The sequence below is a fragment of the Flavobacterium foetidum genome (genome assembly GCF_004634245.1).
Taxonomy (GTDB): Bacteria; Bacteroidota; Bacteroidia; order Flavobacteriales; family Flavobacteriaceae; genus Flavobacterium; species Flavobacterium foetidum.
The window spans coordinates 1-21,340 of the sequence record NZ_SJTF01000006.1 but is presented as its reverse complement, the minus strand read 5'-3'; the positions used below and the strand labels follow the sequence as shown (position 1 = coordinate 21,340).

The window sequence follows — 21,340 nt, the reverse complement described above, 5'->3', positions numbered from 1 at the left end:
TTTATTTATTTCGTTTTAAAATCTCATCTTTAGTATTGGGTTTGAATTTAGCTCCAGCACAACGCATTACGGCATCAAAACCATAACGGCTTTTCATTTTATCCATAGCGGCATAAAGCGCCAGCATTTCCTGAGTATCTTCAAAAAGGTCAATTTGATAGGTTCCGCGTACCAATCCGCTGAAGCGAACACCAATCAAACGTAGGCGCATGCGACGCTGATACAATTTTTCAAAAAGTTCTATTACGTTTTTGGTCAAAACATGATCGGCAGAGGTGTAGGCTACACGACATTGTTTGGTTTCGGTATCAAAATTGGCGTAACGAATTTTAACCGTAACGGTAGAAGTCAGCCATTGTTCTGAACGTAATTGAAAAGCCAGTTTTTCGACCATTCCCAAAAGAACTCTTTTGAGTTTCGCAATATCAATAGTATCTTGGGAAAAAGTATGTTCGGTCGAAATTGATTTTCTTTCGCTATAAGGTTCTACGGGCGTATGATCGATTCCGTTGGCTTTTTTCCAGAGTTCTAGGCCGTTTTTGCCGATCATCTGTTGCAAAACCTCGGCAGGCATTTCGGCCAAAGTCTGAATTTTACGAACGCCGATTCGAGACAAAAGCTGAAAAGTCACCGTTCCGACCATTGGAATTTTCTGAATCGAAAGCGGATTTAAAAAGGCTTGTACGCCTTGTTCTGGAATTTCAAGATTTCCTACAGGCTTGCCTTCTCCTGTAGCGATTTTAGAAACCGTTTTATTGATGGATAACGAAAAACTGATTGGTAGTCCGGTTTCCTTAATTACTTTTTGCGCCAGTTCGTTTGTCCATTTATAACTTCCGTGAAATTTATCCATTCCGGTAATATCAAGATAAAATTCGTCGACACTGGCTTTTTCTAAAACCGGTGCTTTTTCCTGAAGAATTTCGGTCACGTCATGCGATAATCGTGAATACAATTCCATGTCGCCTTTCATGATTTTCGCTTGCGGGCAAAGTTTCATCGCCATTGCGATTGGCATGGCAGAACGGACTCCATATTTACGGGCTTCATACGAACAAGATGCCACCACGCCTCGTTCTCCTCCGCCTATAATAAGCGGAATATCATTGAGTTCAGAATTGGTGAGTCGCTCGCAGGATACAAAAAAAGTATCCAAATCCATATGTACAATTGCCCTTGCCATTTGCCTTTTTTTGTTTTTTGTACGGACAAAATTAGTACAGATAATAACATTTTTTATATATTTGCTGTTCCAAATTATAACAAATTAATTATGTCCTTATTTTCAGACAACATCAGAGCATTAAGGGTGAAGCATAAAATATCACAGGAGAAATTAGCTGAAAACCTTAGCATTACCAGAGGAAGATACGTGAAATACGAAGACGGAACTTCGGAAGCACCGTATGACATTTTAAAGAAGATTGCATTATATTTTCATATGAGTATTGACTTGATATTATCTGTCGATATACGCAAAATTGATGTGCAAAATTTGATAAAATTAGAAGGCAACCGACTTATTTTACCCATTCAAGTAGATAGTTTTGGAGAAAATTTTATTGAAATTGTTTCTCAAAAAGCAAAAGCAGGGTATTTAAACGGATATGCGGATCCAGAATATATTGAAAGTTTGCAACAGATTACGCTTCCGTTTTTAGGACCTGGAAAACATCGCGGATTTCCCGTTGAAGGCGATTCAATGCCTCCACATGAAGACGGTTCTATTATTATTGGCCGTTATGTGGAAAAGCTGGGAGAGGTGATGGACGGAAAAACTTATATTTTGATTACTAAGAATGAAGGAATAGTATATAAGCGACTCAACAAAAACAAAAAGAACGCTTTGGTTTTGGAATCTGATAACAGTTTTTATCCTAATTATGAAGTGAAGGCTTCTGAAATTTTAGAGATTTGGGAATACGAATGTAACATCGGCCGATCTGATAAAAAGCAAGAAACTACAGAAACCGGAGCAATGAAAGATTTACTTTTAGAATTAAAGCGTGAAGTTCGAGAGATTAAGAATAATACTTCGAATACGTAGTTTATAGCCACAGATTTCACGGATTAAAAAGATTTTGAATGGCTTTGTTTTGATTTATTTACCACAACCCGAGCGATAGGGAATAGACGAAGCAATTACACAAATTTCCACAAATTATATTTAATAAAAATTCGTAGGAATGGATATTTGTAGCAACGGATTTCAATCCATTGAAAAATTAGATGTAGATAGCTAAAAGTCCCATAGGGACGATTCATATTCGCGCTAAATGTGCCGAACCTACGGCTCTTTTGTATTGCGGAATTTCTTTGTCAATCGGATTGAAATCCGGCCCTACAAATGTACCGAGCCTACGGCTCTTTTGATAAATTTTATTAAAATATAATTTGTGTAATTGCTTCACCTGTTCGCTTTAGCTCGGGTTGTGGCGAAAAAAACACAAAGTCATTCAAAATCTGTTTAATCCTTTTAATCTGTGGCTAAAAAAATAAAACTTAGCGTCTTAGTGCCTTCGTGGCAAAGCAAAAAATCTAAGCTTTCAACGAAAACCAAAATGTACTTCCCAATCCTAAATTACTCTCTACACCAACAGTTCCGTTCTGCGCTTCAATAAACTCTTTACTAATGGCTAAACCCAGTCCCGTGCCAGATTTCTGACTTCCTGGAACTTGGAAATATTTATCAAAAACCCGGTCTTTGTATCTGGTATCAATTCCTTTTCCAGTATCGATAACCTGAAAAACCATCTGATTGTTTTCCTCTTTTAATTTAATGAGAATCGTACTTTTTTCAGACGAATATCTGATGGCATTCGATAAATAATTAATCAAAACCCAACCTGTTTTTTCGGCATCGGCTTTTACACTTTTGAGATTTTCATCGGCATCAATAACCAACTGAATCTGTTTTTGGTCAGCTTGAACTTTTACGGCTTCTACAGCATATTGTACAATTTCGTGCGGATTGCTTTTTCCGATATTCAGCTGAATGTTTCCGGTTTCCAATTGCGATAAATTGAGTAATTCTCCGGTAATTTTCAGTAACCGCTGACTATCATCTTTTATGCTTTCAACCAATTGTTTCTGGTCGTCATTCATATCGCCCGTTTTTTCATTTTCAAGTAATTGGAGACTTAATTTTATAGAAGCAATAGGCGTTTTTAATTCGTGTGAAACGGTGGCAATAAAATTCGTTTTAGCAAAATCAAGCTCTTTAAAAAGCGTAATATTTCGCAGAATAATCACATCGCCAATATTGATTTCTTTTTCTTCGCCGGTTGGCGTTATGGTTATGCTGTGAATTTCTTTTTCGAAATAACTTTCTTTTCCGTGAGCGAAAATTTTGAGTGGCTGTTTTTTGGGAGTTTCACTTTCTTTTAAAATCAAAGAACGAATTAAATCATTTGAAACTGCTAATTCAGATGCGGTTTTTCCAATAATATCTTCCGATTTCAGACCGATAATTTTCAGCGCTTCATCATTGACAAACAGAACAATTCCTTCATTATCCAAACCAATAATCGGGTCGTTCATATTATTGATGAGTGTTTCCAGTCTTTTTTTCTCAAAGAGAAGTTTATAAACATTGCTGTCATGATATTCTTCGAGTTTTTGCGCCATTGTATTGAAAGATTTTGCCAAATCTCCAAATTCGCTATGACTCGTAAAATGAACACGTTCGGAATAATTTTTATTCGCAATTTCCTTAATGCTCAGGGTTAGTTCTCTAATTGGATTCGCAATATTGTTCGGAAGATTAACCAATAAATTAAAAGCAATCAGAAAACACAAAGTCCCAACAATGGCAATTGACAGATTAGCCGTTTCAGCTGAATGTTTGGCAATGTCGCTTTTCTGTTTTATGGCATCGAGATTCAGTTTCATAATCGCAAAAATGTCCTGACGGATTTGTGCTTTTACACTTTCATCATTATTATTTTTGGCTAAAAGAGCGAAACTTTCTTTCAGTTTTTCAGTAGCTTGTTTTTCGCCTGGTTCTGTAATATTGCGAGTTTGCTTTTCGAGATTTTCCTCAAAATTCTGAATCGTTTCCTTCGAACCCGATTTCATTCCATCCAAAGCAAAAATCATATTTCGCGAATATTCCAGCGTATTGTAATTGGATTTCAGAATATTCTCGGTGTCCTGCTTAATCAGAAAAACAGAATAAGCACTCACTAACGAGAGAATGATAATCATTAAAAATAACAATCCAACACCCAGATTCAATTTGGTTTTAATTCTCATTTTATAAAACATTTAATTTTTTTTTAAACCATATAAGTGATATAAGGAAATATTAGAAGTTTTTTTAACCGCAATGAGCGCAAAGCTTAGATTAAAAACTTTGCGAGCAAAAACTCTAGCGACCTTTGCGTAAAACTTTGCGCTCTCTGCGGTTAAATTTCAACGTCCCGAATTAAAATGAGCTTATATAACTTACATGGTTTAAAAAATTTTTCACGACAGAATAACAAGGTCGACATTTGATAAAGACAATTTGTTTAGCAAACGTCTGAAAATTGTTGTAGACAAAATTACTTTAAATAAATTCAAATGCGGTTTTCCGATGCATACCGTTGTAATTTGTTTTTCTTCTACTGTTTTCAAAATAGCATCCGTAATATTTGAATTTTCCAGTTTAATAACTTCTGCACCCAATTGCACAGCGAGTTTAAAGTTATTAATTAAATGTCGTTGTTTGTCGAGTGCAATTCTTGTGCTACTTTCTTTTGGTGTTTCGACATATAAAACATACCACGATCCGTTGTAATAGCTTGCTAATCGAGCGGCTTTTCTAATTATAATTTTAGCCGTTTTTTCATTACTGCTAATACACGCCAGTAATTTTTCATGTCGTAAAGCATGAAGATTCGGAACTTCATTTTCAACTTTTCGAACCACCTGACTTGCCACTTCTTTCAAAGCCAATTCACGCAATTGCAGAATTTGTTCCGATTTAAAAAAGTTCGCTAAAGCAGTCTGAATTTTATCTGGCGTATAAATTTTTCCTTCTTTCAATCGCGCAATCAAATCTTCCGAAGTCAAATCGATATTCACGACTTCGTCTGCCAATCGTAAAACATTGTCGGGAATCCGTTCCTGAACATCGATATTCGTAATTCGTTTTACGTCTTCATTTAAGCTTTCAATATGCTGAATATTTACGGCTGAAATCACATTAATTCCCGCATCCAAAATCTCCAAAACATCCTGCCAGCGTTTCTCGTTTTTGCTTCCTTCAACGTTTGTATGCGCCAATTCATCTACAATAACAACTTCTGGTCTAAGGTTGATGATTGCTTGAACATCGAGTTCTTCAAGCTGTTTTCCTTTATAAAAAATGGTCCGTCTAGGAATAATAGGAAGACCAGCCAAAAGTTCATGCGTTTCCTTCCGCATATGCGTTTCGATGTAGCCGATTTTTACATCAATTCCGTTTTTCAATAACGAATGCGCTTCCTGAAGCATACGAAAAGTTTTCCCCACACCGGCGCTCATCCCAATGTAGATTTTAAACTTTCCTTTCCGTGATTTCTGAATCAAATCCAGAAAATGCTGTGCGTTATTTTCGTTTTCCATGTTTTTTGTTTTGCCACGAAGGCTCTAAGACGCTAAGGTTTTGTTTTTTTTCGCCACAGATTAAAAGGATTAAAAGAATTATTAAATTGTTTTGTGCTGATTTATTTGCCACGAATTACACAAATCTCCACGAATTCTATTGAATAAAAATTAGTGAAAATTAGTGCAATTTGTGGCGAAAAAAAATCATTTTAATCTGTGACCCGAGCGATAGCGAATAGGCGAAGCAAATCTGTGGCGAAAACTGTTCTAGAAACTAATCGCCAACGAAGTTGTTACAAACGTATTTGTATCCGTTGGCTGATTGTTTTTGGTAAAAATTTCGTCTTTGCTCGAAAGATTTCTCGCTTCAATTCTAAACATAACATTATCAGTAATTAAGTAATCAAAGTTAGCTGAAAATCCGTACGTTTTAAAACCGTTTGGAGTTTCAGTTGCGATAATTACGCCTTTTTCGTCGCTGTAATATTCTCCTCTTGCCGATAACTGAATTTTATCCGCAGGTTTGTATTGCAGAATTACAACAGGCGAAAACCAAACATCATATTTGTCGCTTCCTTTAGCCGATTGCTGTGAACCAATATCAAAACCAGTCGTTAAGTTTACTTTTTCAGCCACTTTAAATTGTCCGTAAAAGTTATTGAAATAACGCCATTTTTTATCAATATCCGGCTGTTCGTTTCCAACATAAGTACTCCAGTTCAAAGTCACATTATTTGATGGTTTAAAAGTAACCTGCGTTCCAAAAGCAGGCGTTTGGTTGCCCTCTATTTTCTGAATTCTCTGCCAGCCGTTTAAATACATTCCGGCCAAATACCATTTTCCAGATTCAGAAGTGTAACCAATTTTCACTCCTGCTTCATAATAAGGAGAATTTTCCGCCAGAATGCTTCGGGTTAAATTGGCACAGTCTTTTCCAATCGCACTTTCAAAACCAATGTGCGAAGGCATAATTCCCGCATCAATCCATAAATTATGGTTTTTGGAGATTTTAACTCCAACATTCGCTTCATAAACATTCTGCAGTAAATCCTGCTCAGCCGACATATTATATTGTGCATAAGTTCCTGCCATCAAGGCAAAATTTCCACGGACATTTTCTGTCGAATAATTTACTTTTGCTATTCCCAAATTCAGGTTCACTTCATTGCTTTTATTATAACTGTAAAAAAAGTTTGGCCGAGTATGATTCTCCGGTTTCCCAAAATCATAACTGTAATAAACGTCTACATATCCAGAAAAGGTAAACGGACTTTTAGATGCTGACTGTGCATGTAAATTGCCATAACCAAAAGCGATTAAAGCGGTAAGTATTAATTTTTTCATTTTGTGGTATTCAATTATTTATTTAGTAGATTTTTTAGGAGCTAATCCAGCTATCCGTTTCACACGAGCGACAGCGAACTGACGAAGTAATCTTTTGTGCCGAACCCCGGCACAAAAGGATTTTCACTACTATCGGGGCTAGGGCATTTGGGGTAAAAAGGCGTTTTTGTATTTTAATAGGTTCATATCCTAACAGGTTTTAAAAACCTGTTAGGTATTTATTTTAAGTTTAAGTTTTTCGATTCCAATTCTCGACCAAGTTTGTCATTTCGACTGAAAGGAGAAATCACACTAGTATTTCCGTCCAGTAAGTCAGTAATCTTTGTCGAGTTTCTTGTGTGATTTCTCCTCCGTCGAAATGACAAGAATACGCGAGTAAAACCTCTGAACCTTTGTTACTTTGAATCTTTGAACCTTATTTCAAAGCATCAAGCGCCACATTCAACTCCAAAACATTCACCGTTTCAGGGCCAACGACAGCCGTATTAATTTTAGATTCCACCAAAGCTTTTACTTTAGCTTCAGCTAAATGTCGCTCTTTAGCCACACGTTTCACCTGAATCAAAGCGCCTTGTGGAGAAATATTCGGGTCTAAACCGCTTCCCGAAGCCGTAACCATATCTGACGGAATATCAGATTTTTTCAAGTACGGATGAACCAGTAAAAGTGTATCAATTCTTTTTTGAACTAGAGTTAAATAATCAGCATTACTTGGACCTTTATTGCTTCCGGCACTTCCCGAAGCGTTGTAATCAACAGCCGAAGGTCTTCCCCAGAAATAATTTGATTTGTCGAACTTTTGCCCGATTTTTTGATAACCAACTACTTTTCCGTTAACCGAAATAGTTTCTCCTTTTCCTTGATTGGGAGCCATTTGTGCGATTCCGTAAATCGCTAAAGGATAAATAACTATGAATAGTACGATAAGAACTACTGTAAGTTTTAAGAGTGAGAATATGTTTTTCATTTTTTTTTATTTTAGAGGTTCTAAGGGACTAAGGTTCTGAGGGACTAAGAAAAACTTAGCGCCTTAGCATCTCAGAATCTTAGCACCTTTTTTTTTACATAAATAGTGCAACAATCACGTCAATGATTTTTATCCCAATAAAAGGAACAATAATTCCACCCAAACCATAAATCATAAGATTTCGTTTTAAAATGGCACTAGCACCAATCGGACGGTATTCAACACCTTTCAGCGCAAGCGGAATCAATATCGGAATGATAATCGCATTGAAAATTACTGCTGATAAAATAGCGCTTTCAGGACTGTGCAAATGCATAATATTTAAACCTTGAAGCGCCGGAATTGCTGTAATAAACAAAGCGGGAACAATAGCGAAATATTTGGCAACGTCATTCGCAATGGAGAAAGTAGTCAGCGTTCCTCGAGTCATTAAAAGCTGTTTTCCAATTTCAACAATCTCGATTAATTTGGTTGGGTCATTGTCTAAATCGACCATATTTCCGGCTTCTTTAGCAGCCTGAGTTCCGCTGTTCATCGCAACACCAACGTTGGCTTGGGCAAGGGCAGGGGCATCGTTTGTTCCGTCACCCATCATGGCAACCAGGCGACCTTCAGCTTGTTCTTTTCGGATATAGTTCATTTTATCCTCAGGTTTTGCCTCAGCGATAAAATCATCAACACCCGCTTTTTCGGCAATAAACTTAGCCGTAAGCGGATTATCTCCTGTAACCATAACCGTTTTGATTCCCATTCGGCGTAAGCGTTCAAAACGTTCTTTCATTCCGGTTTTAATAATATCCTGAAGTTCGATTACACCTTGAATTTCGTTGTTTTTAATTACTACCAAAGGCGTTCCTCCGTTAGAAGAAATAGAAATTACTTGTTGCGCAGTATCATCAGGAAAAGCATTTCCGGCTTGTTCTGCGATTTTCTTAGCTGCGTCCTGCGCACCTTTTCTAATGTTCGTTCCATCTTTCAAAATCACTCCTGATGTTCTGGTTTCAGCAGTAAATTTGATGGTATGTGAAATTTCAGAGGTGTTTTTTAAAGCACTGGCTTTCGTCTCATTTTTTACATCAATTGCTTCACTTAATTCGAGAATACTCTTCCCTTCAGGCGTATCATCTGCAAGCGAACTCAAAAGAGCCGATTTCACAAAATCATCAAAAGAAATTCCTTTTGTTGGATAAAAATTTGTTGCTTTTCGGTTTCCGATTGTGATTGTTCCCGTTTTATCCAAAAGCAATACGTCAATATCTCCAGCAGTTTCAACCGCTTTACCCGATTTTGTAATTACGTTGGCACGCAAAGCCCTGTCCATTCCCGCAATTCCGATAGCTGATAATAAACCTCCAATTGTAGTTGGAATTAAACAAACAAAAAGCGAAATAAAAGCAGCAATAGTAATAGGAGCATTGGCATAATCTGCAAAAGGTTTTAAGGTTACGCAGACAATGATAAATATTAAGGTAAAAGCGGCCAATAAAATAGTCAAAGCAATTTCGTTTGGTGTTTTCTGACGGCTCGCACCTTCAACCAAAGCAATCATTTTATCTAAGAAACTTTCACCAGGTTCAGAAGTTACCTTTACTTTAATTTTGTCAGACAAAACTTTTGTACCTCCCGTAACCGAAGATTTATCTCCTCCAGCTTCACGAATCACGGGAGCACTTTCTCCAGTAATGGCACTTTCGTCGATTGTTGCCAGTCCTTCGATAATTTCACCATCGGCAGCAATTAAATCGCCTGTTTCGCAAATGAAAATATCGTCTTTTTTTAATGTTGAAGAACTTACGTTTTTAATTTCTCCGTTTGGCAGAATCTGTCTTGCAGGAGTTTCCTCGCGGGTTTTTCTTAAACTGTCGGCTTGTGCTTTTCCTCGGGCTTCGGCAATAGCTTCGGCGAAATTGGCAAATAAAAGTGTTGCCAGTAATATTAGGAAAACAATCAAATTGTAAGCAAAACTTCCTTGGTCATTTGCGCCCATTAATATCGAAATGCAAACGACAAACATAATTGCAGTTCCGATTTCTACGGTAAACATTACCGGATTTTTAACCATCATTTTTGGATTCAGCTTCACAAAAGACTGCACTAAGGCTTCTTTTACCTGCTGGCTCTCAAATAATGATGTGGATTTATTAGTTGTCATTTTCTTGTAAAAAGTTAAATGTTATTTGTTATAGGTTATGTGGAATAATTCATCAAATTGTAAACATAGCCAGTGGTTTCAACCACTGGAACGCAACGTATATCACAATCTGTGTCTCGTAATCGGCGTCCTCACAATCCGTTCCCCGTGGTTGAAACCACGGGCTATATTGAAATACGAATGTTAAAATCTTTATTCCAGCTATGTGTTAGAAACTAGTTTCTTTCATTCATCTTTTTTAGAGAAAGAAAAAATCTATGTTTCTATGTGTTTAAAATATTTTAAGCATTGGAAAATGAGTTATTATTTTAGTGTAAAGTATTCAGCCAAAGGCCCAAGTGCCAATGCAGGAAAGAACGATAAGGCAGCAATAATCGCAATGACAGCAAAAATCATAATTCCAAAAATTGAAGTATCGGTTTTTAAAGTTCCGGCACTTTCAGGAATGTATTTTTTATTAGCTAACAAACCTGCAATTGCAAGAGGCCCGATAATAGGAATGAAACGACTCAACAATAAAACAATTCCAGTTGTGATATTCCAAAACGGATTATTATCTCCCAAACCTTCAAAACCAGAACCATTGTTGGCAGCACTCGAAGTATATTCATATAACATTTCAGAGAATCCGTGATTTCCTGGATTATTCAACCATCCTGTGGCATTTCCGCTAAACCAATAACCCATTTCGGTATCATGAGCAGCAAAATAAGAAGCTAAAGCAGTTCCTGCTAAAATCAATAATGGGTGAATGATGGCAATAAAAGCAGCAATCTTAACTTCCCGAGCTTCGATTTTCTTTCCTAAAAATTCAGGAGTTCGGCCCACCATTAAACCAGAAATAAACACGGCCAGAATAATAAAGATGTAAAAGTTGAGGTAACCCACACCGCATCCGCCATAAAAGGCATTGACCATCATGGCTAATAACTGCATCGCTCCAGAAACTGGCATTGAACTATCGTGCATACTATTTACAGACCCTGTAGAAATTACCGTTGTAGCAATACTCCAGAAACCTGAAATAGCTGGACCAAACCGAACTTCTTTTCCTTCCATCGCTCCAGTCGTCTGAGCGATTCCCATTTTTGCAATAGCAGGATTTCCGTTGATTTCGCTTGAGATTGTCGGAATTACCAACAGTAAGAATCCAACAGTCATCACACCAAAAATGATATAAGATAACTTTCTTTTGTTTAAGAAAAAACCAAGTGCAAAAATCATCGCAAACGGAACAATCATTTGCGCCCAAAGCTCAACTGCATTGGTAAAATAAGTTGGATTTTCTAACGGATGCGCTGAGTTCGCTCCAAAGAATCCGCCTCCGTTTGTACCAATATGTTTAATCGCAATAAAGGCAGCAGCAGGCCCGCGAGAAACTTCAACATTATCGCCTTGTAAAGTTGTGATGGCATCTTTTCCTTCAAAAGTCATAGGAGTTCCACTGAAAACTAAGGCAATAGCTACGATTACTGAAAGTGGTAATAAAATACGTGTACAGCTTTTCACGAAATAGTTATAGAAATTCCCCAATTTGTCTGTGGTTCTTTCGCGCATAGCGGTAAAAACCATTAAAGCTGCAGCGATTCCAACACCAGCCGAAACGAATTGCAGGAACATTAAAACGAGCTGTGACAAATAAGAAACACCGCTTTCGCCTGAATAATGCTGTAAATCGCAATTGACTAAAAATGAAATGGCAGTATTAAAAGCCAAATCGGGAGTCATGGATGGGTTGTTATCTGGATTTAGCGGTAAAGAACCCTGAAACAGTAAAACAAAAAAGCAGAGAAAGAACCAAACCATATTGATGCTCAAAAGCGCTTTTAGATGTTGTTTCCAGTTCATTTCTTCAGCTGGATTGATTCCGCTGATTTTAAAAATAAGTTTTTCAATTGGATTGAAAATCGGGTCAAGAAGCGTTTTATTTCCTAAAAATACTTTAGCAATATATTTTCCTATCGGAATGGCTAAAATAATAATGAGGATAAAAATACCTACGACGCCTATTAGTTCTGTATTCATAATTTTGAGATTATTTTTTTTAAGATTTGAATGAGATTGAAAATTGATATGGTTAAAGAAGAAACGTTTAACCTCTAACTTATAACCCTTAACCTCTCATTTAGAATTTTTCAGGTTTGATTAATACGTAAACCAAATACACGAAAACGGCGATTGAAATAATAAATAGTGCAGTCATGATTTAGATTTTTTCAAAAAATTCAACTGACAAATAACAAATCGCAAACAGTAAAACTGCCAAAGCGAGAAGAAGAATGGTAATCATAATTTTAGATTTTAGTCCCGAAGCCTCGGGATAGATTTTAGATTAAACACCCGAAGCATTAACCTGTTTGATATATTCTGCTTTAAGTGTCTGTGGAAAAAGATGTGAAATATTGCAGTGACGCATTTCCATGAAAGACGAAACTGAGAAAACGTATACATTTGAAATAGCATTTTTAGTTTCGATGCTTCCAGTAATAAATAACCGTTCAGCAAGAGCTAAACATTTTTTTGCCCGAACGATATTGCCACAGATAATTGATTTTTTAGTAATCTCAGCAAAACGTTCTGCTTGTTTATAGATTGAGGTAACTTGATTTTTCATTTGGAATGAATTTTTAATGTTCATCCTCTTTATGCCAAAAGATGTTCCGAAAAAGTCGAGTTGAATGTAAAGTGTTGTAAATAAAAGAAATATGTTTTTGTGCCAAAAATTAGGCATAAAAAAAGCCTATCAAAATGATAAGCTTTTCTCGTTTTGATATGTTATTTCAAAGCTTCAGAGAAGCGATATATTTATAGAAAATAGTGCATGCACATTTATCAGAACCCCAGCGGGGTGACATATTTTTTTAGATTGTGTAGGTGTCGCTCCTCTGGAGCTTTTTATCAATAGGATTAAATTATTCTATAGATATATCGCTTCTCCGAAGCTTTTTATGTCAATGAATAAATGTAACGCTTCTGTGAAATTTTATAATTGAATTTGAAATTTGAAATTTGTCATTGATATTGCCATTGGAATTTGGAATTTAATTTTTGGAATTTTCTATTCCATATTCTTCAATTTTTCGATACAAAGTCGCAATCCCAATTTCCAACAATCTAGCCGTTTCCGCTTTATTACCTTTCGTATAATTTAAAACCTTTTGAATATGCAGTTTCTCAACACTCTGCATGGAGAAAGCCGACATTGGTTTCGAATTATTTTCAGTTTGATGCTGTAATTCATAAGGAAGAACATCCGCAGTTAAAATATCCCCACTATTTAAAATAACCGACCTTTCGATAACATTTTTAAGTTCACGGATATTTCCTGGCCAAGAATAATTTTCTAATTTCTGAAGAAAATCATCACCAATCTGCAAGGCTTTTTTATTTGTTTTTTCTGAAAATTGTTTCACGTAATAATTCGCCAAAAGCGGAATATCTTTCACTCTTTCTCGTAAAGAAGGCAATTTGATTTCGAAGATATTCAAACGGAAATACAAATCAGAGCGGAAACGATGTTCGTCGCTTTCTGTTTTTAAATCTCGGTTTGTCGCGGCAATTAATCTGAAATTTGATTTTTTGGGAGTCGTGTCACCAACGGGAATATATTCGGAAGTTTCCAAAACACGTAATAATTTGGCTTGCAGGTCAATTGGCATTTCACCAATTTCATCCAGAAATAATGTTCCGCCATTTGCTTCTTCAATAAAACCTTTTTTATCTTTTACAGCTCCTGTAAAAGCTCCTTGTTTATGTCCGAAAAGTTCGCTTTCTAAAATTTCTTTAGTGAAAGTACTGCAGTTCAAAGCGACAAAAGATTTTCCTGCACGGTTGCTGTTTTCATGAATGGCCTGTGCAAAAACTTCTTTTCCGGTTCCAGTTTCGCCAGTTAATAAAACAGTCGAATCGGTTTTCGCTACTTTTTGGGCAAGGTCAATTACTTGTTCGATTCCTTTTGATTTACCTATAATAGTATTGAACGAATATTTATCGTTAATGCGTTTTTCTAACTGTTGGACTTTTTTCTGCAAATGCACTTTTTCGACCGCCTTATACAGAAGCGGAATAATTTTATCGTTGTCGTCGCCTTTTACAATATAATCGAAAGCACCGTTTTTCATTGCTTGAACACCATCGGGAATATTCCCGAAAGCCGTCAGCAAAATCACTTCTGTTAAAGGAAAACTGTTTTTTATGTTTTGAAGAAAATCAACGCCATTTCCGTCAGGCAGTTTTACATCACACAAAACAACATCAATTTCGTTTTGTTCCAGTTTTTTGAATCCCGATTTTAAATCTTTGGCTTCGATAACTTCAAATCCCTCCGATTTTATAATTCGCGCCAGCAGACTTCTCAGTTTTTCTTCGTCGTCTATAATTAAAATTTTGTGTGTCATTTTGCAGATAAGATAAAACCGAATTGGTGTTTTGATGCACAAATTTAGGTTTAAATCGATTTCCTTTTTGGATTCAGCGGAAATTCTTGAGCAAATTCAATTTTCAGAACCGTTCCGTTATTGTTTTCTATAGTTAGTTTTCCTTCAATATCATCGCTTAAACCTCTTATTAAACTCATTCCGAAGGAGTTTGCTTTTTTATCGCTCCCATTTAGATTAAAGCCAGTTCCGTTATCAGAAATCGTCAATTCATATTGTTTTTCGCCTTTCGCTTCAAGCGTAATATAAATCATACCCGTTCGGTCGTCTGGAAAAGCATATTTGATAGAATTGGTAATCGCTTCATTTAAAATCAATCCAAGCGGAACGGCCTGCGCCACATCCAATTCTATTGGGTCGACTTTTATTTCAAAACGAATTCGTTGCCCAAGCGAAAAAGATTCTCGTAAATATTCAGCCAATTCTCTAATATAATTCGGCATATTAATGGTCGAAATATTTTCAGAATTATACAATTTTTGATGAATCAGCGACATCGAATGAATCCTGTGCTGGCTGTTTTTGATGGCGGACAAAGCCATATCGTTGTCCAAATAAGCCGATTGCGAGTTCAAAAGACTGATTACGGTCTGCAAATTGTTTTTTACACGATGATGAATTTCTTTCAACAGCCATTCTTTTTCGTCTAAAAGATGTTTAAGATTGATGTTTTTCTGATTGATTTCCTTTTCCTTGATTTCAAGTTTGGCATGATTACGCTGTTTTAAACGATATCGGTTGTACAACAAGCCAATGGTAATTAAAAGCAGAACCAAACTCCAAATAGAAACGCTGTTCAGCATTTTAGATTTCCTTAAAGCCACTTCCTTTAAATTAGATTCCTGATTTAAAAGTTTGATTTTCTGTTCTTTATTTTTGGTTTCGTAATCAATTTTAAGTTCTTCAATTTCTTTTCTTTTGGTGTTTTTAATCGTAGAATCACTTATTATTTTATAGTTTTGAAAATGTCTCAACGCACCTTTATAATTTCCTTTTATGGAATCCATTCTAAAAAGTAAAATCTGAAGAACCTCGGAATTGTATTTTTTTCCGTATTTTTTACAGAGCGCCGTAACCTTGTCAGTGTAAAACTGTGCTTTTTCAGGTTGTTTTTGATTCGCATAAAACAAGGCCATCAATGTATATTCGTGAACAATTTCCCTAAAAGTTTCTGGACTCGTTATTTTTTGCGCATAAAAGTCCATTTCTTTAAAATACTTTTCGGCCAAAGTATAATTTTTCAAGGCTTCATAACAATTGGCCCTGATGTAGGCTACAGACATTTTATCGAAATCATTTTTAGGCGGATATTTTGTAGTTACAGAATTAATATAATCAATAGCTTGCTGATTTTTTCCTTTTAAAGATAATGAGGCAACGGCGCTAAAAAAGCTTTTATACCAAGTGCCAGAATCGATAGTGCTTCGTCCAATTTCAATACTCCTTTGATACATTTCAAGCGCCTCTTGATAATGACCAATATTATTGTAAACATCGCCCAAACGCATATAAAAAATATCACCAAACGTAAAGTCTTTTTCGGCTTCCATTCTTTTTACGCTTTTTAGCGCATAATATAAAGCTGTCTCTAAGTTGTGCTGCGCAATTTCTATAAATGTAATCGTGGTTTCAGCAAACTGCTGATGCTTAAAATTGATTTTTCGTAAGTCGGCCAGATTTTGATACAGTCTTTTTTTGGCATCATTTATTTTTCCGCCCCAAAAATAAATGGTCGTAATTTTCATGTAGTTCTCTATTCTTTTTTCTTCCATTCCCAAAGAAGCAAATAGCGAAACTGCCTCCTGAAGAATCTTTTCTTTTTCGGGGTCTAAATTGAATAGGAGTGTTCCATAAGCATCCAAAGCTTCAGCAAGAGCTTTTTTGTCATTTTGTTTTCGGCATTCGGCTATTAGCTTTAAAAATATTTTTTTCGCTTCAGGCTGATTATTGGCCTGAAAATTATATTTGCCCAAAAGCAGTAAGCTTTGTTGATGCCATTTTTTATTTTTAAACTGATTGCTAGTACGCACAGCATCGTCAATATAGGTTTTGGCGTTTTGAAGGTCTTCTGGTTTTGTTCCAGGTTTAAAAAGATAAAAATTTCCTAACTGAAGCAATAGCTTGATTCTTTCTTCTGCTTTGGTTTTTGTCAGCAGTTTTTTGACCGAGTTTATATCTCCTTTTTCTATCAAATCTTTTCCAATAAGATAAGAGCCGTCATTAAAACCTTCGTCGTAAGCGAGGGCAACAGGAAGTTTGTAAGCTTTGCAGGCCACAACAACCGAACTGTCTGCATCGATAGCGCCTTGGTTGGCGTTAAATAAATACATGGAGCAAGCTTGAATAAGCAATCTTTTTTTGGTAAGATTATACTTGGCAACGCTTGGGGCTAACTGGCCAAATGAAGCATAACTTACAAGCAAAATCAAATAGAAAATGATTCGTTTCATATTAGGTAAAGATTAGTTTTTGGACAAACAAATATAAAAATAAACGCAACTGATTGCTTGAAAAAATATCAAGAAAATTCACATTAAATCTGTTTTTTATGATTTATATTTGGGGAAAAAGTTAATTTCGTACGTTTTATTAAGTAATTTTATATCAATATTTTACAGTTGCTCTAACAATAAAAATACCACAAACATGAGAACGGCTTCTGCTTACGGTGATAACTCACCTGAATCTAAATCTAAAAAACGAATTTTGATTGTCGAAGATCAATTTATAGAAGCGCATGATTTGCAGCTTATTCTCGAAAAGGCAAATTATGAAGTAACCGGAATTGCGCGGTCCTTAGATCAGGCTTTAGAACAGTTAGAAACAGAAAAACCCGATTTGGTCTTTTTAGACATTATGCTTCGTGGTGCAGGAAACGGAATTGATTTGGCGCATATTTTGCGCGAAAAACATATAGCTTTTATTTTCGTGTCGGCTAATTCGAGTAAAAAAATCCTAGACCAGGCCAAAACTACAGAACCATACGGGTTTATTGTGAAACCTTTTCGCGAGCAAGACGTGCTGACTACGCTCGAAATTGCATTTTATCGCCAACAGTATAGTTTAGAATCTCAGTTACGACAACAGCAACTACTGCAAAATGAGATTGCAGAAATAATAAGTTTGGGGATAAAATGGGAGGAAGCTCTTTTGTTGTTTGCCAAAAAAATACAGACTTTTATACCTTTTGATTATTTAGAAGTTGGTTTCGCAAATACAACTCATTATGATAATCTCGGTATTATGCGTAGAAACAGAGATGATTATCAAATTATCAGCACAGACAAGCTTTCAAAAATTGCCGATGTTCCACAAAAAGAACTTGATGAGGTTTATAAGAAATCAGAAATAGATCTTATACCTATTATATACAGTGAAGAAAATCTCATTAACAATTTCCAAAAGGCACCAATTAAAAGCATTATTGCCCATAACTTCGGAATCAAATCGTATCTCGTTTTTCCGATTACTATTGCTTCAATCCAAAGATTTTATTTTACGTTTTATAGTCGGAATTTTAATATGTATTCTGATGAGAGCCTAAAACTTTTATCAGGTCTCGAAAATAGTCTAACGCAGTTTGTTGCCAAATTATATTCAGGCGAGCTATTAAAATCAGATGAAAAAAATACAGCGCCAGCCATTACTAAAAGTGTAAAATCTGAGAAGACAGTTTTAAATTGTGAAGGAATTATTGGAAACAGCACACATATGATGACGGTTTTTAATTACATTCGAAAAGTTGCTCCTTCAGATACTTCAGTTTTGGTTTTAGGCGAAAGCGGAACAGGAAAAGAAAAGATAGCACAAAATATTCATGCATTATCGCCTAGAAAAGAACAGCCGTTGGTCATTATAAATTGTGGAGCGATTCCCGAAAATCTTGCAGAATCTTTACTGTTTGGCCACGAAAAAGGTGCTTTTACAGGAGCATTAGACAAACGTATTGGTAAATTTGAATTGGCTGATGGCGGAACTATTTTTTTGGATGAAATAGGAGAAATGCCAATGGAGCTTCAGGTAAAATTGCTTAGGGTGCTTCAAGAAAGAGAAATTGAGCGAATCGGCGGTCGTTCTCCCATAAAAATCGACGTGAGGATTATTGCAGCCACCAACAAAAATCTTGAAGAAGAGGTTGCGGCAGGCAGATTCAGAATGGATTTGTACTATCGTCTCCATGTTTTTCCGATCATGGTACCGCCATTAAGAAAGAGAAAAGAGGATATTCCGCTTTTGGCAGAGCATTTTGTAAATTTGTATAGCGAAAAAATGAGCAGAAAAGCTCCTGTACTTTCAGAAAACGCGCTTCAAACTATTTTAGATTACCATTGGCCTGGAAATATTAGAGAATTAGAACATGTAATACAGCGTGCTCTTTTGTTGACTGATGGAAATACAATAAAAAATATTGAGCTTTCAATGTCTGCCAAAATGCATCCTGAACAAACAAGTGAATCATTTTCAATCAAAACAATACTCGAAAACGAACGGGATTATATTTTGTATATCCTAAAAAAATGCAACGGAAAAATATCTGGAGCAGGCGGTGCAGCCGAAATTTTAGATATTCATCCTTCGACTTTGAATTCAAAAATCAAAAAACTCGAAATAAAACGAGAAATCAACTAAACAATTTTACTGATCCAGTTGGCAGCACAATCAGCAATTTCTTTCCAGTTGGACTGGATCAGAACAAAATGATTGGTGTTTTTGCATTCTTTATAACAAGTAATGGAGTAAAGATTTCTATATTTTTTAAAATTGGAATACGCCAGTTTTTGAGGAATCAATCGGTCATCAGAACCAGCCAAAAACAAAAGAGGCACATGTTGTTTCCTAAAATTAATTATGGCCTGAGCCGAATGTAAATCACTTATTAATGCTTTTGATTCAGGAACCACAAATTTTTTATACGAACTTTTTTGATTCTCCATTAGTAGGCAGTTGGTAAAAAGTTCTTGCCACTCCTTAAAAGTAATAAGATAGTTTTTTTGAGATGATTTAAATATGCTAAAAACGTTCCACATTTTTTTGTAAAAATCAAACTTTCCGTCCCAAATGTTTTTAGGCGCAAAAGAATGAATACACACGCCACACACAGCCAAATCTTTTTGAACAAGCAGTTGCACTAGAAGGCCGCCATAAGAATGACCAATTAAAATAGGTTTTTCAGATAATTTCTCAATTATTCCGGTATAATAATCCAACAAATCTTTTAAACGAATTGCTGCCGTTTTTGTTTGCTTTTCATTTTGGAGGATAGCCGCAGTTTCATTTCTGTACGGCCAAGGCGGAGCAGTGGTTTTGTAACCTCTGTTTTCAAAAAAAACAATCCATTCTTCCCAACAGGAATGACTCACAAATGCTCCCGTTATAAATAAAATTGTTTTGGCATTTGATGAATACATAGTTAATGATTTTGCTTGTTACTGATTTTAGTAAACAAATGACATGCCTGTATGTTTAATTCTTTAAAAATGGGCTTTGTGAGATTTAGGATTTGCTAGAATTATTATATTTCGTTAAACAAGAAAAATATTTAGTGAAATATCATTTCCAAATAGCTTTTAAAAGAATAAATCCTCTACAATATTTGTAGCTACAAATATTATAATTCAATTAACATTCGAAAAGAAAAGGCATTCATATAAATGAGTTAATTTTGCACTTTAGCTTAATTTTATATGAAAAAAACAATTTCAGTATCCATATTAGAGCTGGCGATTATCACTCAGGATAGTAATGCGGCCGAAACATTTCAGAAAACAAAAGACATTGCCCAAACAGCAGATCAATTAGGATACAAACGTATTTGGCTAGCAGAGCATCATAATATGGCTCACGTTGCCAGTACTGCTACTGTAGTTTTAATTGGCTATATTGCAGAAAACACAAAAGATATAAGAGTAGGGTCGGGTGGCATCATGCTGCCAAACCATTCTCCGTTGGTAGTAGCCGAGCAATTCGGAACATTAGAAACACTTTACCCAAACCGAATCGATCTTGGTTTAGGGCGCGCTCCGGGAACCGATCAGCCGACAGCCGAGGCAATCCGAAAAGACTTTTTCGAACAGGCACAGCGATTTCCTCAAAACGTGTCAAAACTTCAAGAGTATTTTTCGTCACAAAACGAAAATGGAAAAGTTAGGGCATTTCCAGCTGAAGGATTAAATGTGCCAATTTGGATTCTAGGTTCGAGCATGGAAAGTGCAGCTTTAGCCGCAGCTTATGGATTGCCTTATGCATTCGCAGGACACTTTGCTCCAAAGATGATGATTCAGGCATTTGAATTTTACAGAGAAAATTTCCAACCTTCCGAATATTTAGACAAACCCAAAACAATGGCTTGTCTGAATATTATAGCCGCAGATACCAATGAAGAAGCCGAATTGCTATCAACAAGTTTGTATCAAATGTTCTTAAATCTAATTAGAAACGATCGAAAAGGGTTGCAACCACCCGTTCCTTCATTAGATGATATTATGAATGAAGCAGAGCGTTTCCATGTAAATCAAATGACAGCAGGAACTTTTACGGGAAATAAAGAACAATTAGTAACCGATTTAAAAAAGTTTATTGACTACGCCAGAATTGACGAACTAATGGTAACAAGTCCAATCTATGATCATCAGGCAAAAGTAAAAAGCATTCAAATAACAAAAGAAGTTATTGATATTTTAAATGAAAGTATACATATATAAGTATACTATATAATATTAAGAGTAGATCTCATCTGAATAACCCGACAGTTTTCCAAAACTGTCGGGTTTGTTTTTTTTATACATATATAATGGTGTAATTCCAATTTTTCGGCAGATACGCACCGCAGTGCGTCTAATGCGTATAAAAGACGTGAAAGAAAGATGGGAT

At 35.8% G+C, this 21,340-nt stretch carries 15 protein-coding genes; 3 read left to right on the top strand and 12 right to left on the bottom strand.

What is annotated here, in order from left to right:
- Position 1: 1 nt before the first annotated feature.
- A complete protein-coding gene (gene dinB / locus E0W73_RS09290; protein ID WP_208730531.1) occupies positions 2-1,183 on the bottom strand; it encodes a DNA polymerase IV in 1,182 nt (393 codons plus the stop codon).
- A 90-nt stretch (positions 1,184-1,273) separates the two neighbouring features.
- On the opposite strand from dinB, the gene E0W73_RS09285 reads away from it, so the two are divergent.
- Complete coding sequence (locus E0W73_RS09285) at positions 1,274-2,047, top strand: XRE family transcriptional regulator (protein ID WP_135221809.1); 774 nt, start codon at positions 1,274-1,276, stop codon at positions 2,045-2,047.
- 491 nt (positions 2,048-2,538) lie between these two features.
- Here the strand turns inward: E0W73_RS09285 and E0W73_RS09280 are convergent, their stop codons facing one another.
- The 10 genes from E0W73_RS09280 to E0W73_RS09235 all read right to left on the bottom strand — a co-directional run bounded on the left by E0W73_RS09280 (position 2,539) and on the right by E0W73_RS09235 (position 16,920).
- On the bottom strand, positions 2,539-4,254 hold the full coding sequence (locus E0W73_RS09280) for a sensor histidine kinase (protein ID WP_135221808.1): 1,716 nt from the start codon (positions 4,252-4,254) through the stop codon (positions 2,539-2,541).
- Between the two features lie 213 nt (positions 4,255-4,467).
- Positions 4,468-5,589, bottom strand: a complete 1,122-nt coding sequence (locus E0W73_RS09275; RefSeq protein WP_135221807.1) for a sensor protein KdpD — start codon at positions 5,587-5,589, stop codon at positions 4,468-4,470.
- Between the two features lie 249 nt (positions 5,590-5,838).
- A complete protein-coding gene (locus E0W73_RS09270; RefSeq protein WP_135221806.1) occupies positions 5,839-6,915 on the bottom strand; it encodes a porin in 1,077 nt (358 codons plus the stop codon).
- A 415-nt stretch (positions 6,916-7,330) separates the two neighbouring features.
- On the bottom strand, positions 7,331-7,882 hold the full coding sequence (locus tag E0W73_RS09265) for a K(+)-transporting ATPase subunit C (protein WP_135221805.1): 552 nt from the start codon (positions 7,880-7,882) through the stop codon (positions 7,331-7,333).
- Positions 7,883-7,976: 94 nt separating this feature from the next.
- Positions 7,977-10,034 (bottom strand): potassium-transporting ATPase subunit KdpB, encoded by a 2,058-nt coding sequence (gene kdpB, locus E0W73_RS09260; RefSeq protein WP_135221804.1) that lies wholly within the window; start codon positions 10,032-10,034, stop codon positions 7,977-7,979.
- A 303-nt stretch (positions 10,035-10,337) separates the two neighbouring features.
- Positions 10,338-12,059 (bottom strand): potassium-transporting ATPase subunit KdpA, encoded by a 1,722-nt coding sequence (gene kdpA, locus E0W73_RS09255; protein WP_135221803.1) that lies wholly within the window; start codon positions 12,057-12,059, stop codon positions 10,338-10,340.
- Between the two features lie 100 nt (positions 12,060-12,159).
- Positions 12,160-12,237, bottom strand: coding sequence for a K(+)-transporting ATPase subunit F (kdpF, locus tag E0W73_RS09250; RefSeq protein WP_081909388.1), 78 nt, complete (start codon positions 12,235-12,237; stop codon positions 12,160-12,162).
- 129 nt (positions 12,238-12,366) lie between these two features.
- Complete coding sequence (locus E0W73_RS09245) at positions 12,367-12,648, bottom strand: DUF7674 family protein (RefSeq protein ID WP_135221802.1); 282 nt, start codon at positions 12,646-12,648, stop codon at positions 12,367-12,369.
- Positions 12,649-13,075: 427 nt separating this feature from the next.
- Positions 13,076-14,431, bottom strand: a complete 1,356-nt coding sequence (locus tag E0W73_RS09240) for a sigma-54-dependent transcriptional regulator (RefSeq protein ID WP_135221801.1) — start codon at positions 14,429-14,431, stop codon at positions 13,076-13,078.
- Positions 14,432-14,481: 50 nt separating this feature from the next.
- Positions 14,482-16,920, bottom strand: coding sequence for a tetratricopeptide repeat-containing sensor histidine kinase (locus E0W73_RS09235; RefSeq protein WP_135221800.1), 2,439 nt, complete (start codon positions 16,918-16,920; stop codon positions 14,482-14,484).
- Between the two features lie 196 nt (positions 16,921-17,116).
- Between E0W73_RS09235 and E0W73_RS09230 the strand changes: the two genes are divergently transcribed.
- On the top strand, positions 17,117-19,099 hold the full coding sequence (locus E0W73_RS09230; RefSeq protein WP_135221799.1) for a sigma 54-interacting response regulator: 1,983 nt from the start codon (positions 17,117-17,119) through the stop codon (positions 19,097-19,099).
- On the opposite strand, the gene E0W73_RS09225 is transcribed toward E0W73_RS09230, so the two are convergent.
- Positions 19,096-19,878, bottom strand: a complete 783-nt coding sequence (locus E0W73_RS09225) for an alpha/beta hydrolase (protein ID WP_135221798.1) — start codon at positions 19,876-19,878, stop codon at positions 19,096-19,098. The two genes, E0W73_RS09230 and E0W73_RS09225, sit on opposite strands and share 4 nt — an antisense overlap.
- 276 nt (positions 19,879-20,154) lie before the next feature.
- On the opposite strand from E0W73_RS09225, the gene E0W73_RS09220 reads away from it, so the two are divergent.
- Complete coding sequence (locus tag E0W73_RS09220) at positions 20,155-21,171, top strand: LLM class flavin-dependent oxidoreductase (RefSeq protein WP_135221797.1); 1,017 nt, start codon at positions 20,155-20,157, stop codon at positions 21,169-21,171.
- Positions 21,172-21,340: the final 169 nt, after the last annotated feature.

Coding starts and splice junctions, on each gene's coding strand:
- kdpA (WP_135221803.1), bottom strand. CDS start 12,059: ATGAATACAGAACTAATAGGCGTCGTAGGTATTTTTATCCTCATTATT.
- dinB (WP_208730531.1), bottom strand. CDS start 1,183: ATGGCAAGGGCAATTGTACATATGGATTTGGATACTTTTTTTGTATCC.
- E0W73_RS09245 (WP_135221802.1), bottom strand. CDS start 12,648: ATGAAAAATCAAGTTACCTCAATCTATAAACAAGCAGAACGTTTTGCT.
- E0W73_RS09275 (WP_135221807.1), bottom strand. CDS start 5,589: ATGGAAAACGAAAATAACGCACAGCATTTTCTGGATTTGATTCAGAAA.
- E0W73_RS09230 (WP_135221799.1), top strand. CDS start 17,117: ATGAGAACGGCTTCTGCTTACGGTGATAACTCACCTGAATCTAAATCT.
- E0W73_RS09240 (WP_135221801.1), bottom strand. CDS start 14,431: ATGACACACAAAATTTTAATTATAGACGACGAAGAAAAACTGAGAAGT.
- E0W73_RS09265 (WP_135221805.1), bottom strand. CDS start 7,882: ATGAAAAACATATTCTCACTCTTAAAACTTACAGTAGTTCTTATCGTA.
- E0W73_RS09235 (WP_135221800.1), bottom strand. CDS start 16,920: ATGAAACGAATCATTTTCTATTTGATTTTGCTTGTAAGTTATGCTTCA.
- E0W73_RS09280 (WP_135221808.1), bottom strand. CDS start 4,254: ATGAGAATTAAAACCAAATTGAATCTGGGTGTTGGATTGTTATTTTTA.
- E0W73_RS09220 (WP_135221797.1), top strand. CDS start 20,155: ATGAAAAAAACAATTTCAGTATCCATATTAGAGCTGGCGATTATCACT.
- kdpB (WP_135221804.1), bottom strand. CDS start 10,034: ATGACAACTAATAAATCCACATCATTATTTGAGAGCCAGCAGGTAAAA.
- E0W73_RS09225 (WP_135221798.1), bottom strand. CDS start 19,878: ATGTATTCATCAAATGCCAAAACAATTTTATTTATAACGGGAGCATTT.
- kdpF (WP_081909388.1), bottom strand. CDS start 12,237: ATGACTGCACTATTTATTATTTCAATCGCCGTTTTCGTGTATTTGGTT.
- E0W73_RS09270 (WP_135221806.1), bottom strand. CDS start 6,915: ATGAAAAAATTAATACTTACCGCTTTAATCGCTTTTGGTTATGGCAAT.
- E0W73_RS09285 (WP_135221809.1), top strand. CDS start 1,274: ATGTCCTTATTTTCAGACAACATCAGAGCATTAAGGGTGAAGCATAAA.